General features: G+C 74.2%; 6 protein-coding genes and 7 pseudogenes. 1 reads left to right on the top strand and 12 read right to left on the bottom strand.

Translation table 11 applies throughout. From position 1 onward, the window contains the following. Positions 1-2,322 precede the first annotated feature (2,322 nt). From UK94_RS67485 to UK94_RS27600, 12 genes and pseudogenes are all read right to left on the bottom strand, one after another. Positions 2,323-2,617: pseudogene (locus tag UK94_RS67485) on the bottom strand (glycosyl transferase); the annotation flags it as partial. Position 2,618: 1 nt separating this feature from the next. Continuing rightward, positions 2,619-3,218: pseudogene (locus UK94_RS67490) on the bottom strand (glycosyltransferase); the annotation flags it as partial. Between the two features lies 1 nt (position 3,219). Further along, positions 3,220-3,386: pseudogene (locus tag UK94_RS75240) on the bottom strand (hypothetical protein); the annotation flags it as partial. 823 nt (positions 3,387-4,209) lie between these two features. After that, positions 4,210-4,944, bottom strand: coding sequence for an SCO family protein (locus UK94_RS27580; protein WP_011602785.1), 735 nt, complete (start codon positions 4,942-4,944; stop codon positions 4,210-4,212). 58 nt (positions 4,945-5,002) lie between these two features. Beyond that, positions 5,003-5,494: a hypothetical protein gene (locus tag UK94_RS27585; protein WP_235490220.1), complete on the bottom strand. Its 492-nt coding sequence runs from the start codon at positions 5,492-5,494 to the stop codon at positions 5,003-5,005. Positions 5,495-5,619: 125 nt separating this feature from the next. Then, entirely contained in the window at positions 5,620-5,922 is a 303-nt protein-coding gene (locus UK94_RS67495) for a galactose oxidase early set domain-containing protein (protein WP_235490248.1), read from the bottom strand. A gap of 1,105 nt (positions 5,923-7,027) precedes the next feature. Continuing rightward, positions 7,028-7,592: pseudogene (locus UK94_RS67500) on the bottom strand (PA14 domain-containing protein); the annotation flags it as partial. A gap of 1 nt (position 7,593) precedes the next feature. Next, positions 7,594-7,851 (bottom strand): annotated as a pseudogene (locus tag UK94_RS67505) (PA14 domain-containing protein); the annotation flags it as partial. A 1-nt stretch (position 7,852) separates the two neighbouring features. Next, positions 7,853-8,478 (bottom strand): annotated as a pseudogene (locus UK94_RS67510) (PA14 domain-containing protein); the annotation flags it as partial. Beyond that, positions 8,465-8,986, bottom strand: a 522-nt coding sequence (locus UK94_RS67515; RefSeq protein WP_235490223.1) for a GtrA family protein, incomplete at its 5' end; no start/stop codon positions are given. The gene UK94_RS67515 and the pseudogene UK94_RS67510, both read right to left, overlap by 14 nt. A gap of 1 nt (position 8,987) precedes the next feature. After that, positions 8,988-9,913, bottom strand: a pseudogene (locus UK94_RS67520) (polyprenol monophosphomannose synthase); the annotation flags it as partial. A gap of 518 nt (positions 9,914-10,431) precedes the next feature. Further along, complete coding sequence (locus UK94_RS27600; RefSeq protein ID WP_235490226.1) at positions 10,432-13,602, bottom strand: FAD-binding and (Fe-S)-binding domain-containing protein; 3,171 nt, start codon at positions 13,600-13,602, stop codon at positions 10,432-10,434. A gap of 101 nt (positions 13,603-13,703) precedes the next feature. On the opposite strand from UK94_RS27600, the gene UK94_RS27605 reads away from it, so the two are divergent. After that, a complete protein-coding gene (locus tag UK94_RS27605) occupies positions 13,704-14,168 on the top strand; it encodes a VOC family protein (protein WP_011602780.1) in 465 nt (154 codons plus the stop codon). The last annotated feature ends 1 nt before the right edge of the window (position 14,169 follow it).

Genomic DNA, 14,169 nt, shown 5'->3' on the forward strand with positions numbered 1-14,169 from the left:
TGCGGACCAGGGGGCAAACGGAGATCTTGCAGCGGTTCGGCGGTAATGCAACTGCGCAGGTCAGAGGCATGATCCAGGAAGGGGTTCCGGGGAATNGCCTCAGCCGCCGCCGGGAGAGAGGACACCGTCCTGGTGTCTGGNGGAATCTCCGGATTCTCGTGCAGGCTCTCCCGCTCCTCCACCGGAACGACCGCTGCCGCTGGCCGCTCGTTGCGCATCGCCGTCACCTGGTCGTGGTGTTGTTGAATTCAGGTCACCAACTCGGGCAGCCGGGCCTTGACCGCTGGCGGCGGGAACGTATCCGTAGTCAGAACCATGGTTACCCGCCCCGGCGGACGGAATCGTCCGCTCGGACGCGTCGGGGCCGCAGCGGGCGGGTGGGATGTCGATGCGGCAGCCGGGAGGGAGGACCCGGCGGATTTCGATCTCGCCGTTGCCGAAGGACTTGAGGACCACCGAGTGGTGCAGCGCCTCGGCGACGATCGGGACCTCGGCGAGCACCGAGTCCGGGGGCTTGCCCATCATCAGGTAGTCGACGTCCTTCCAGCCGTGCGGGAAGTGGCCCCGGACCTGCGGGTCGAGGTCGAGCTTGTAGAACCACACCGGCAGCGGGCGGCGGCCGTGGATGGTGAGGTCGGTCCAGGCGATGTCGTCGGTGATGACGGTGCCGTCGTCGCGGATGTGGGCGAGGAACCAGCGGGTGGCGTCCCGGCTCGGCGCGCTCGCGTCCATCGTCAGCGCCGTGTGGATCTTCGGCGTCCAGTCCCAGGCCAGCGCCACCACCGACCCGATCACGGCTGCGGCCACCGCGCCCCGACGCAGGCCCGTCCACACCGCAGTGAGCCATCCCGGGACGCCCAGCGCGCCACCGCCGGCGTTCCCGTCGCCGTCGCGTTCGCCGTCGGCACCGCCAGCCCGGGGCAGGGCGCGAGGCAGCGCCGCGTCGAGGAGGCCGGCGGCGCAGAGGGCGGCGAAGGGCAGCATTGCGGTGACGTACGGGTTGGGCAGGTAGCCGTTGCGGAAGATGAAACCGAACTGGATCAGCAGCAGCGCCGAGACCACCCGCAGCCGGCGCAGGGCAAGCAGCGGCACGGCCGCGGNGATGCCCGCCAGCACCAGGTACGGGTCCAGGTCGAGCCAGGAGCGGACGACGTTGTACGTGTCGCTGCCGGTGTCGAGCACGCTGCCGCTCGGCGCCCGGTCGAACAGCTGCCAGCGCACCGCCCACTCCAGGGAGACGTGGCCGGGCCCCTCGAACAGCTCGTTCTTCGCCGCCGCGTACAGGATGTAGATACCGCAGATCCCGATCAGGCAGCCGAGGAAGTTGCGCCGCACGAACCGCCAGTTCCGCGGGTCCCGGTGNTGCCAGAGCAGCACGTACAGCCCGGGCAGGAACAGCAGCGTCGTCTCCTTGGACCAGAACGAGAACGCCATGAACGTCCCGGCGAGCGCCGCCGCGGCCACGCTGCGCCGCGGGGACGCCGCGCAGACGAACGCCGCCAGCAGCCACATCACCGCGATGTTGTCCAGGAACGCCATCCGCTGGTACCACAGCGCCAGCGGCGACAGCGAGAACACCAGCAGCGCCAGGCCGGCGAAGAACCGGCGCAGGCCCAGCAGCCGGCCGAACCGGTACAACAGCACGCAGCTCGCCAGGTGGAGCAGGAACATCAGCTCGCGGGCGGCGGTGACCGCGGTCGCCGCCCGGTGGAAGCCGTCGGTGAGCTTGGTGTAGATCGCGATGAGCAGCCAGCCGCCGAACGGATGGTCGTACCAGTAGGTGTAGTGGGCGATGCGGTTCCAGTACTGCATCGAGTAGGCCTGGGCGGCGTAGGTGCCCTCGTCGTCGGTGACCCGCCCGGGCCAACCGTCGAAGTTGACCCCGTGCACCAGTGCGACGACCGGCAGGAGCACCGCGAGCAGGGCGAGNCTGTGCCGGTGGGCCCGGGCGCCGGCGGCCACCCGCGCGCCCAGCAGCCGGGCCCGGTCGGCGGCCCAGGCGGCGGGCCGGGAACCCACCGGCTGCGGCAGGGTCTCGTCGAGAACGTCGACGAACTCGTGGACGGTCACGACGCCGCCTCCAGCCCGAGACGACCCGCCCCGGCGCCGGCACCGTGATGGGCGCCGGAGTGCGACGTCTTCTCCCACTCCAACCNGCCGCGCACCAGGCGGGCGGTGGCCCGCACCGCGGCGATCGACAGTGCGAGCTGGTAGAACGGCGCGCTGAGGATGAGCCGGACGCTGTCCCACCGACCGACGGCGAGATCGTAGGCGTCGGTGAACTCCCGGAACGCCGCCTGTTCCGAGAAGACGGTCATGACNGAGGCGGCCAGCGGCAGCCAGAAGACGATGACGAGGCCCGTCGGCGCCGTGAGGAACAGCGTCAGGACTCCGGAGACGGGGAGCAGCACCCCGGCCATCGCCTGGAAGAACGGCATGGCCAGCATCTCCGCCGCCATCATCCGCTGCCGGCCCCCCGGCAGCAGGCGCCAGTCCCCCTTGAACAGGACCTGCATGAACCCCATCATCCAGCGGGTGCGCTGAACGACGAGCTTCGTCAGGCTCTCCGGCGTCTCCTCCCGGGTCGTCAGGTCCGGGTGGTAGAAGACCGTCGTGCNGATGCCGGCGACCGAGGCCCGCACGCCCAGGTCGCAGTCCTCGGTGAGGCAGGCGACGTCCCAGCCGCCGAGCCGCTCCAGCACGGACCGGCGGATGAACACGGTGTTCCCGCCGAGAGGGATGAAGCGCGCCCGGGCCTGGAAGCGCAGGCGGGACATGAACCAGACGTAGTACTCCAGGCAGTTGCGGGCCCGCCACCAGGACGTTGCGGTGTTCCACCGGCGCAGCGCGGCGCGCAGCCGGCCGACGCCGGCGGGCCGCGCCGGGCGCCCCGGGCCGCGCACGTTCATGAGCTGGACGCCGCCCTGGAAGATGCCGACGTCGGCCTGGCGCAGCGCCAGGGTGTTGACGTAGGTGAGCAGTCCGCCCGCGATGAGCGACTCGGCGTCGACGATGCCGACGATGTCGCCGGTGCAGTGGCGGCGGGCGTCCTCCAGGGACAGCGGCTTGCTGCGCTGGCTGCCCTGCGGGGCGATGACGCGGACGTTGGGATGGCGGGCGGCGATCTGCTCGGCGATGCGCCGGGTCGGCCGGTCGACCTCGTCGTGGGAGACCATCACGACCAGTTCCACCAGGTCGGCCGGGTAGTCACCGGCGAGNATCTGGGTCAGGGTCCGGCCGAGGATCGGTTCGTCGCGGGCGGGGATGATCAGTGAGAACCGGTGCCGCGGCGCCTGGAGGTCGGCGAGGTCGACGTGGTGCACCCGCTCGGGCAGCTGCCAGCTGTACTGGCCGCGGACCAGGGTGAGGACGGCGACGAGCAGCATCAGCAACGACACCCCCGTCCACGCGGCGAGCAGCACCGCGTGGTGATGCTGCGCCGCGCGGACGGCCAGCGCCACGCCGAGCGGCGCGGCGGCGAGGACGGCCACCGCGCGACGGCGGTGGCGCGCCGCGGGGAGGGCCGGCTCGCGCCGGGACAGCAGCAGCGTGCCACCCACCGCGGCCGCCGCCCCCAGCGTCGCGGCGAGCAAGCCGGGCAGGTCGGGGCCCTCGACCGGAGCCACCCGCAGATCCGAGGAGCCGGCGACCGTGAACACGTACCAGCCGGCGGACTCGCAGGCGAGCTGGACGATGCGCGGCAGCCGGGCGCCGCGGTGATCGACCCGCCCGGCGACCCGCCCGACGGCAGGGACGACGGCAGGGACGACGGCGAGGCCGCCGCCGGCGCCGGCCGATCGTGGCCAGTCCGCGGCCGGGCGGCGAGGCCCGGCACGACCGAACGTGCGGGGCGCGAGGACGGCGAGTGCGGCCGGGACCAGGTAGGCCAGGCCGGCCTCGACGGCCAGCGGGCCGGCGACGAGGGCGGCGAGCGCAACGTGCAGCGCGATCCCCCAGCTCGCCGTGGCCAGCCGCCGGCGACGGGCTGATGCCTGCGGGTCGCNGTGGCTGCGGTGGCTGCGGTGGTTGCGGTGGCTGCGGTGGTTGCGAGCCGGTGGGAGCCGGGACGGGTCAGACGGGACCGCGCGGGGCCGCGGTGCTTCGAAGTCGGATGCCACTGAAGTACCTGNCTGACGGGAAGGGGGACGCCGCGGCATGGCGCCTGGCGCGCGCGATCCGGGATCGCGCGCCGCGGCGACTGGGGTCGGATCAGAGGGCGGCGACAAGCCTCGGCAGATCGGCGACGTACTCGGCGACCGTCGTGTCGGCGAAGTAGCGCACGCGGATGCGGTCGTCCGGTCCGATCCCGAGGACCTGCGAGGCGTGACCGACCAGGTAGGCCGGGCGGTCGTCACCGGTACCGGTACCGGCGCTGGCGCGGGTGGCCGGGTCCGCGAGGGCCACCGGCACGCCGACCGCCCGCTGCGCCGCGTCGATCTGCGCCGGGGTGCCGGTCAGCCCGATGAACCCGGCGTCGAACTGGGCGAGCCAGTGGCGCAACACCGCCGGGGTGTCCCGCGCCGGGTCGGTCGTGACGAAGACGACCGTCACCCTCGCCGCGGTCACGGGCCCGGCGACCTGGCGGGCCGCCGCAAGGTCCGCCATCGTCGTCGGGCACACGTCGGGGCAGTGCGTGTACCCGAAGAACAGCAGCGTGGCGCGGCCGGCGGTGGCGCGGGCGAAGTCGAAGCGGTGCCCGGCGGTGTCGGTCAGGACGAACGACGGGCGGGGCACGGCGACTCCGGGCACGGTGCCGTGCCAGCCGCCGCCGGCGGTCGCCGCCACACCGGAACCGGACGGCGGCCCGCCGGCCACCGCCGTCGACGCGTCACCCGCGGACGCGCCATCCGCGGACCCGTCGCCGCCGCAGGCGACGAACGCACCGATCCCGACGACGGCGGCGACCAGCGCCGCCAGCCCCCGCCGCACCGGCCCTGCCGCCATCCCGCCGCTGCGCGGCCGGTTTGCGGCCACAGGAATGGCGGCGGCCACGAGGATGTGGTCAGGGAGCACAGAGCACCGTGCCCCGTGCGGCCGCGGGCGCCGCGCCGGCGAGTCGCCGGGTGTCCTGACCGGTGACCCGGACCGTGCCGATTCCCTGTTCCCTGAGGTAGGCGCAGTCGAGGCGCCGGCCGGGCGGCGGGGTGCGCGGCACGCAGATCCGCCGGCCGGTGTCCGCCGCAACATAGTTGTAGTCGCAGCCGTCCAGGCCGGCCGGGACCGGGGACGGGCTGCCGTTGCCCCGAGGCACGACCCGACCGGACAGCGCGGCGGCCGGCGCGACCGCGGCGACAACGTCCCGAGCGGCGGAATCGTGGTCGGCGGTGTCCTGGTCGGCGGTGTCCTGGTCGGCGGAATCGTGGCCGGCGGAATCGTGGCCGGCGGAATCGTGGCCGGGCGGGCCAGAACGGCCGGGGCCGCCGCCGGGCCACCCACCATGACCGATCACCTCGGCGGCGCCGTTGACGAGCATCACCGCGAGGGCGATCGTCACCAGCACCCGCCGCCGCCCGGCCCCGGCGACACCCGGGACAGGGGCGACACCCGAGACAGGGGCGACACCCGAGACAGGGACAAGGCGCGGCATCGAGGCCACGGGCGGTCCGTCCAGGTGCGCGCTCATCGGACCCGCACCCATCGGGCCACCGAGGGGACCCCGGCGGTGTTCTGGGCGAACATCATGTAGTACCCCGGCGGAAGCAGGTTCGGATTGTCGGGGACGTCGACCGAGATCTGGCCGCCCTGGCTGCCGGCCGTGACCGGCAGATCGACGCTGCGCTGGTTGGGATCGGCCTGGTGGGTCACCGACGCGGGCCGCAGCAGCGTGACCCGGCCGATGTCGCCGTCGACCGTCAGCGCCTGCCGCGAGCCGTAGCCGAACGTGTCGGCCGCCTGGGTGATCGCGGGCCGTTGGCGGCTCATGTACCAGGGCCGGTAGACCGAGATCGCCTGGCTGAACGATCCGTCGAGCGGGTTGTTCCCGAGCGCGGCGACGCTGCCGTCGGGCAGCAGGAACGCCTGCGAGTGGTAGGTCCGGTCCTGGGGGTCCGGCGGGACGGAGGTGAAGGTGTTCGCGACCGGGTCGTAGATCGACGCCTCGTGCACCGGGTCGNAGCGCAGGTGCCGTCCGCCGCCGGTCTCCAGAACCTTCCCGTCGGGCAGGATCACGGCGCTGACGTACATCTTCGCCGCGGGCAGGTCCGGGCCGGCCTGCCAGTGCGGGTCGGGCTGGCGCAAATCGATGAGGTCGGTGGCGGCGATGGCGTCCGCCCCGGCGTCACCGTTGCCGCCACCCAGGGTCAGCACCCGCCCGGCCTGGGCCGGCGGGAGCAGCACCGAGGCGCCCTGGTCGCGCAGGTTCACGTGGCGCAGGCCCGGCACGTCGTTGACCGTCGCCGTGGCCGGGTCGTAGATGTTCGAGCCGGCGTCGGTCGGCGCGTTGCCGAAGGTGTGGACGCCGGCGTAGAACAGCCGCCCGTCCGTCATCAGCTTCAGCTCCGGGTAGAGGCCCCAGAAGAAGTACGTCTGCGGCACCTGGGAGCCGGGGAGCCAGGCCTGCCGGGAGCTGTCGAACATCTCGGTCGCGACGCTGCCGGCCGCGTTCTGGTCCAGGCCGCCCACGGCGAGGACGTTGCCGTCGCCCAGCTCGGTCAGGCTGGGATACCAGTGGCCNCCGCCCGGCAGGTCGTTCGTCGCGGTGTACGTGTCGGCGACGGGATCGAAGACGTAACTCTTGTCCAGGCCCTTGTAGTTGGCCGTCGCGGTGGAGTAGGCGGACGTTCCACCGGCCAGCAGGATTCGACCGTCCGGGAGTTGGACATGGCCGGAGCAGAATAGGTCGTCCGCTACAGGAACATCTTTGAACCGACCCGTATTCGGATTCCACACGGTCGACTTGAAGGTGTGCGCGTCGAAGGCGGCCAGGTCGTTTCCGGAGCCGGCGACGAGCAGCACGTTCCCGGTGTGCAGGACGCNGGCGTGCACGGACCGCACGGAACTCGGATAGCTGAGCGTCTGCCAGGATCCNCCGCAGTCGGACGCGCACCCGCCCGGCGGCGGGGGCGGGACGGGGCCGGGGTCGCCGCCGCCGGTGTAGTCGACGCGGATCTGCGCCCCGCCGGCCCGGTCGTAGTACTCGGTGATGATCGTGTGGGTGCCCGCGGTCACCGTCGGGGTGGCGGTGAAGGTGGTCGGGCCCTGGTCGTTCCAGCCGTCGATCACCCGGGTGCCGTCGACGAAGACGCGCACCCCGTCGTCGGCGGTCGCGGTGATCGTGGTCGGACCGGCGGCGAAGCGGTCGACCCGGGTCCAGCGGGCGGAAAAGGCGTCCGCGCCGATGCCGGCCACACCCGGGCTGCCGTCGCCGTAGTCGTGGTGCAGGCCGGTCTCGCAGCGCGCCGGCGTCGGCGTGCCGGCGAGCGTGACGTTGGCGAAGTACTGGGCCGACCACTGCAGGCCGTTGCACGCGGCCGCGGGCGTGAGGGTGTAGCCGACCCGCGCGGTCGCGCCCCCGGCGTGCTCGTAGTACTCCACCCGGATGGCATGGCTGCCGGCGGTGACCTCCGTGCTCGCCGTGTAGGTGGTGGGGCCCTNGTCGCGCCACCGGTCGATGATCGGCTGGTCGTCGAGGTAGACCCGGATCCCGTCGTCGGCCGTGACGGTGAACGCCAGGCTGCCGGCGGCGACGGTCGCCGTCCGCGTCCAGCGGGCGGAGAAGTTGTCGGCGCCGATGCCGGCCAGGCCGGGACCGTCGTCGCCCCAGGCGTAGTCGAGGCCCGCCGAGCAGCGGGGCACCCCGGTGCCGCTCAGCGTCCGGTTCGGGAAGTAGGTGCCCGCCCACTCGTCCGCCGCNCAGTCGGGCCCGGCGCCGCCCTGGTCCGCCGGCCCGCCGCCGAGGTCGAACTCGACCATGGCGCCGCCGGCGCTCTGGTAGTACTCGACGACGATCGTGTGGGCACCCGCGGCCAGGGTGCGGGTGCCGGTGAACGTCTGCGGGCCGTGGTCGCCCCAGCCGTCGGCGACGGACTGCCCGTCGATGAGCACCCGGACGCCGTCGTCGCCGGTCACGCTCGCCGTGTAGGCGCCGGCGGCGAGGGTGAGCCGGCGGGTCCAGCGCACCGAGTAGCCGGTGGTGCCGATGCCGGTGACGCCGGGGCCGTTCGCCGACCAGTCGAAGTCGATGGCGGCGTCGCAGCGCTGCCCGACCGGGTCACCGCCCAGATCGGTCCCGGCGTGGAACTCGGCGTTCCACTGGTCGGCCGTACAGGCCTGCGCCGAGGCCGCCGGCGAACCCGCGACCACCAGGACCAGCTGCCCGACCGCCGAGGCCAGCACCACGGCGACCAGTGCCCGACCGGGCCGGACGGGGCGGGCGAGCCGGACCGGACGGGCGCGCCGGATCGGGTGGGCAAGACGGATCGGGTGGGCAAGACGGATCGGGTGGGCAAGATGGCGCGACCGCAGCTCACGTGGCCGCATCGGTGGCCTCCTCCCCCGGCGCGCCCGCCGGCCAGGACAGGCCAGCCGGTCGACCCGCGCCCCGGGCCCGGCCGCGCCCGAGTGATCGTGACGGTCCCGCTGGCCCGTTCGCCGGGGTCGGCGCGGGTGCGGGCGCCGGCCGGCGGCGGTAGACCAGCCGCTCCACCACCAGGTAGCGGATGATCACCGCGGCGGCCAGCGACAGCAGCGTCGCCGTGCCGACGCCGAACCCCCACCGGCCGACGAGCAGCGCGAGCAGTGGCAGCCGGACGACCAGGTCGAGGTTGTTGATGATCGCGAACGCCGGGTAGCGGCGGAGCCGGGAACCGGCCTGGCGGTCCCAGACCAGCAGCTCGCAGCCGACGAAGTTCCAGGCGATCGCGACCTGCGTGGCGAGGATCGCCGCGGCCAGGTAGTGCAGGCCAAGGTGGTGCAGGGCGGCGGTACCGACCAGGTTCGGGACGGTGCCGGATGCCCCGACCAGGGCGAACCGGGCCGGTCGGGGCACNCGCAGCGAGAACAGCCGCCGGACGAACCGTCCCCCCTCGGACATCGAGGCGTTCGAGGCGCCGGCATGCCGCTCGGCGAACGCGTACCCGACCTCCCGGATGCGCAGCGGACCGGCGGTGGCCAGCAGCTCCAGCAGGATCTTGTAGCCGTCGGGCCGCAGCCCCGCCCGGTCGACCGCGGCCACCCGGACGAGGAAGAAGCCGCTCATCACGTCGGACACCCCGCGCAGCCGGCGCGGGAACGCCAGCCGGCAGAGCAGGTTCGAGCCGGTGGAGACGAGGTGACGGGTGGTGCCGGCGAGACCGGAGGCGCTGCCGCCGGACACGTACCTGCTGCCGATGACCACGTCGGCGGCCTCGTGCAGAGCCGCGGCGAGCAGGGCGGGAATCGTCTCCGGCGGATGCTGCAGGTCACCGTCGATGATCACGGCGTAGGGCGCGGCGCACAGGGCGAATCCCTCGCTGACCGCACCGCCGAGACCGCCCACCCGGGCCCGCGGCGCACGGTGGTGCACCCGCACCGGCAGGCTCACCGTCGGCCGGACCCGGGCGATCGCCTCGGGTGTCCCGTCGTCGGAGTCGTCGACGAAGATGACCTCGCCGGCCAGGCCCCGCAACGCGTCGTCGAGCCGGCGCAGCAGGGGCTCGATGTTGTGCGCCTCGTTGCGGGTCGGCACCACGACCGACAGCTGCGGCGCCACCGGCGCGAGGCGATGGGCGGTCGTCGGCGGGTCGAGGTCGAGGTCGCGGTCGAGGGCGCGGCCGGCGTCGGGGACGCGGCCAGCGTCGGCGGCGCGATCGGCGTCGGCGGCGCGATCTGCCTCGGCGGACCGGCTGTCCAGGGGGGTGCGGGGTTGTGGCAGGGTCGGCCGGCGCAGGAGACCGGTGCGGTCGTCGGGAAGATCACCTGTACTCGTCGGCGTCATCGCGGCTGGCCTCCGCCCGGTCCGCGCGCCATCAGTCGGCGGACCCACAGGAGGCGAACCGACGCCGGATGGTTCCCGTTCCCGGGCGCCGCCGCCGGCAATACGACACGGCGTCTGTCGGGCATGGTTGTGGCAAGGAGCATGACGAATTCCCCCCAGCTGGAGCCGGAAAAGAAACAGCGGTTCGGGCCAATTTCGTGACACCCCCGGCCCGAATCTTGGCCTGACAGGTCCCGAGGCCGAGCGAAAAATTACCGTACGGCCGCGACAGGTGGGCACAATTGCCCACCTGGCACACTCCGAGACACAACCGAAGTCGCTACACGACCCGTCGGCATGCCCAACCAGNCTGGAAATCCGTGACATTCTCCGCGGTAATCCTGCGCATCTTTGGCGGAGTCGACGACCGCCTACTCCCACGGCCACGACGCCGCCGGACAATGCGGTTCATCGCATACGTCTGATGCCGGACAAGAACGTCTATGCCGGGATGGAGTGAGTCCGGACCGCCGGTCAGGTCAGGTGACGGCCGGGGGCGCGGCGGCCGGGGGCGCGGCGAGCAGCTCGGCAAGGTGGCGGCCGTGCCGGGTCGTGACGTGCGCGGCCTGGGTGCGGCAGGAGAACCCGTCGGCGAGCAGCACCGCGTCCGCGGGCGCCGTCGCGGCCGCCCGGCCGATGCCACGCTGCGCGATCGCGATGGAGACGTCGTAGTGCCCGGCCTCCATCCCGAAGTTGCCGGCGAGGCCGCAGCAGCCGGCCAGCACCTCCAACCGGGCGCCGGCCGTCGAGAGCAGGTCACGATCGGCCGTGAAACCCATGACCGCGTGCTGGTGGCAGTGCGGTTGGGCGAGCACCCGCACCCCGTCGAGGCGGGGGGGCACCCAGCCGGGAGTGGCCGTCAGCAGCTCGGCGAGCGTGCGGACCCCGCCCGCCACCAGGGCCGCGGCCGGGTCGTCGGCAAGCAGCTCGGTCAGGTCGCCGCGCAGCACCGCGGTGCAGGACGGTTCCAGGCCGACGATGGGCGTGCCCGCGCGGGCGTACGGCGCCAGGCTGGCCACGGTAGCCCGCAGCCGCCGGCGTGCCCCGTCGAGCTGGCCGGTGGTGATCCAGGTCAGCCCGCAGCACACCGGGCCGGGCGGCACGACCACCCGGTAGCCGGCCGCGGTCAGCACCTCCACCGCCGCCCGGCCGACCTCGGGCGAGAACGACTCGGTGAACGAGTCGATCCAGAGCACCACATCCCGACCCCCGGCCCCGTCCCCGCCCCCGCCCCCGCCGTAACCTCCGCCTCCGCCGTAGCCGTCGCCTCCGACCCGGGCGCCGTCCGCCGCCTGGCCGCCCGCCGCGGCCGGAGCACCGTCACCGCCCGGCCCGGCGTCTCGCCGGACCCGCGCCTGCCACCAGCGGCTGAACGGCTCGTCCGCGAACGCGGGAACGTCGCGGCGGGGATCCATGCCACCCAGACGCAGCAGGGCACGCCGCGCCGCGGGCCGGGACAGCACCGCGTTGACCAGCGCCGGCGCCCGGCCGGCGAGGCGGGCCCAGCGCGGCAGCCAGCCGAGGACGTAGTGGCCGACCGGCCGGAGCCGGCGACGGTACGCCCGGTGCAACACCTCGGCCTTGTAGGTCGCCATGTCCACCCCGGCCGCGCAGTCGTGGGCGCAGGCCTTGCAGGACAGGCACAGGTCCAGCGCCTCGGCGACCTCCCTGGACGCGGGTCCACCGCGAACCAGCGTCCCGTTCGCCATCTCCTGCAGCACTCGGGCCCGCCCGCGGGTGGAGTCCTTCTCGTCCCGGGTGGCCAGGAACGACGGGCACATGAACCCGCCTGCCGCCGACGAGTCGGCCCGGCAGGTGCCGAGCCCGACGCAGCGGTGCACGGCCCGCCCGAAGTCCCCGGCGTCGGTGCCGAAGGCGAAGCCGCCGGCGACGCGGGGCAACGGGCGGGCGGCGGGCAGGCGCAGGTCGGCGTCGATGGGCCGGGGCCGGACGAGCACCCCCGGATTGAGCAGGTCCGCGGGGTCGAACAGGTGCTTGAACCCGGCGAAGGCGGTGATCGCGGCCGGCGAGTACATCCGGGGCAGCAGCTCGCTGCGGGCGCGGCCGTCGCCGTGCTCGCCCGACAGCGACCCACCGTGCGCGGCGACCAGATCGGCGGCCTCGCCGAGGAAGGTCCGCAGCCGGCCGGTCGCGACCCCGAGCGGCAGATCGAGCCGGACGTGGACACAGCCGTCGCCGAAGTGGCCGTAGGGCACCCCCGCCAGCCGGTGGGCGCGCAGCAGCTCCTCGAAGTCGCGCAGGTAGGCGCCGAGCCGCTCGGGCGGCACGGCCGCGTCCTCCCAGCCGGGCCAGGCCGGCTCGCCGTCGGCGGTGCGCCCGGCCAGGCCCGCGCCGTCCTCCCTGATCCGCCACAGCGCACGGCTCTCGGGCCCGGTTGCCAGCACGCGCACCGCCGCCGTCCCCGCGTCGGCCGCCAGCGCCCGGCCGGCCGCCAGGGCCTGCTGCGGCGTGTCCCCACCGACCTCGACGAACAGCCAGCCGGTGCCCGCCGGCAACGCCGGCACCGCGCCCGCCCCGCGGTGGCGGCGGACGATGTCGACCAGCCGGGCGTCCATCCCCTCCATCGCCAGGGGCGCGTGGGCGCGCAGGGGCGGCACCGCGTCCGCGGCGGCCGGCATGTCCGGGTAGCCGAGCACGACCATGGCGGTCGCGAGCGGCGGTGCCACCAGCCGCACCGTTGCGCCGAGCACGACCACGCAGGTCCCCTCGGTGCCCACCAGCGCCCTGGCCAGGTCCGCACCCCGCTCTGGGAGCAGGTGCTCCAGGGAGTAGCCGGACACCTGGCGGCCGAACCGGCCGAGCTCCGTGCGCAGGGTCGCCAGGTTGGCCCGCACGAACGCGTCGAGCCCGGGGACGTCGGTGCGTTCCCCGGCGCCGACGCGCAGCCGGCGACCGGTGCCGTCGAGCACGTCGAGGGACAGCACGTTGTCGGCGGTGCGGCCGTAGGCGATCGCGCGCGAGCCGCAGGCGTTGTTGCCGATCATCCCGCCGACGGTGCAGCGGGCGTGGGTGGACGGGTCCGGGCCGAAGCGCAGGCCGTGGCGGCCGGCGGCGGCCTGCAGCCGGTCGAGGACGACCCCGGGTTGCACGGTGGCGGTGCGTGCGACGGGGTCCAGTGCGACGATGCGGTCGAGGTGCCGGCTGACGTCCATCACGACGCCCGGGCCGACCGCGTTGCCGGCGATCGAGGTGCCGGCGCCGCGGGTCGTCAGCGGGGTGCCACTGGCCCGGCAGACCTCGACGACCGCCGCGATGTCGTCGACCTCCCGCGGGAACACCACCACCGCGGGCGGCACCCGGTAGTTCGACGCGTCCGAGGAGTACTCCGCCCGACGCCGCGCGGACGCGTCGACGGCGGACACCCCGACGGCGGACACCCCGACGGCGGACATCCCGACGGCGGACATCCCGACGGCGAAGGCGGCGCCCGGCCGCTCGCCCAGCGCCGCCCGCAGCCGGGCGACCAGATCCGCCCGGTCCGCGGCGCCTGGGTCGGGGTCGGGGTCGGGGTCGGGGTCGATGGTGTCCGCCCGGCCGGCGGCCGGAAACTGTCGGACCCGGGCGGGACGATGGTCCCGTCCTGCCCCCGTCAGCGCCCGGCCCCGCGACCTGTCCCCGTCCCGCGTCACCCCACCATCCTTGCTGCCGGACGGCGCCTCCCGCACGGGATCGGCCCGTTCGCCGGGATCAGCCCAGTCCGTTCAAGCCAGTCCGACCCCAGGAGGTCACGATGAGCGACATCTCCCCCATCCCCGACGACTACCCCCGGCTCTGTCCCTACCTGTGCGTCGACGGCGCGGCCGCCGCGATCGAGTTCTACGCGTCCGTGCTCGGTGCCACCGAGCGGATGCGCCTGGCGGGCCCCGGCGGCACGGTGGCCCACGCCGAGCTCGCCCTCGGCGACTCGGTGCTCATGCTCTCCGACGAGTTTCCCGAGATGGGTGCCGTGAGCCCCGCCTCGGTCGGCGGGTCCCCGGTGACGATCTCGCTGTACGTCGAGGACGTCGACGCCACCTACGACCGCGCCCTCGCCGCCGGCGCCACCGCGGTGCGGCCGGTGGCAGACCAGTTCTACGGCGACCGGTCCGGCCAGTTCACCGACCCGTTCGGGCATCGCTGGAGCATCGCCTCCCGGGTCGAGCAGGTGCCCCCGCAGGAGATGGCGGCCCGGATGTCGGCGATGGGCGGCGACTGAC

Origin of the sequence: Frankia sp. AvcI1, from assembly GCF_001420875.1 — a bacterium.
In the GTDB taxonomy this organism is placed as follows: Bacteria; Actinomycetota; Actinomycetes; order Frankiales; family Frankiaceae; genus Frankia; species Frankia alni.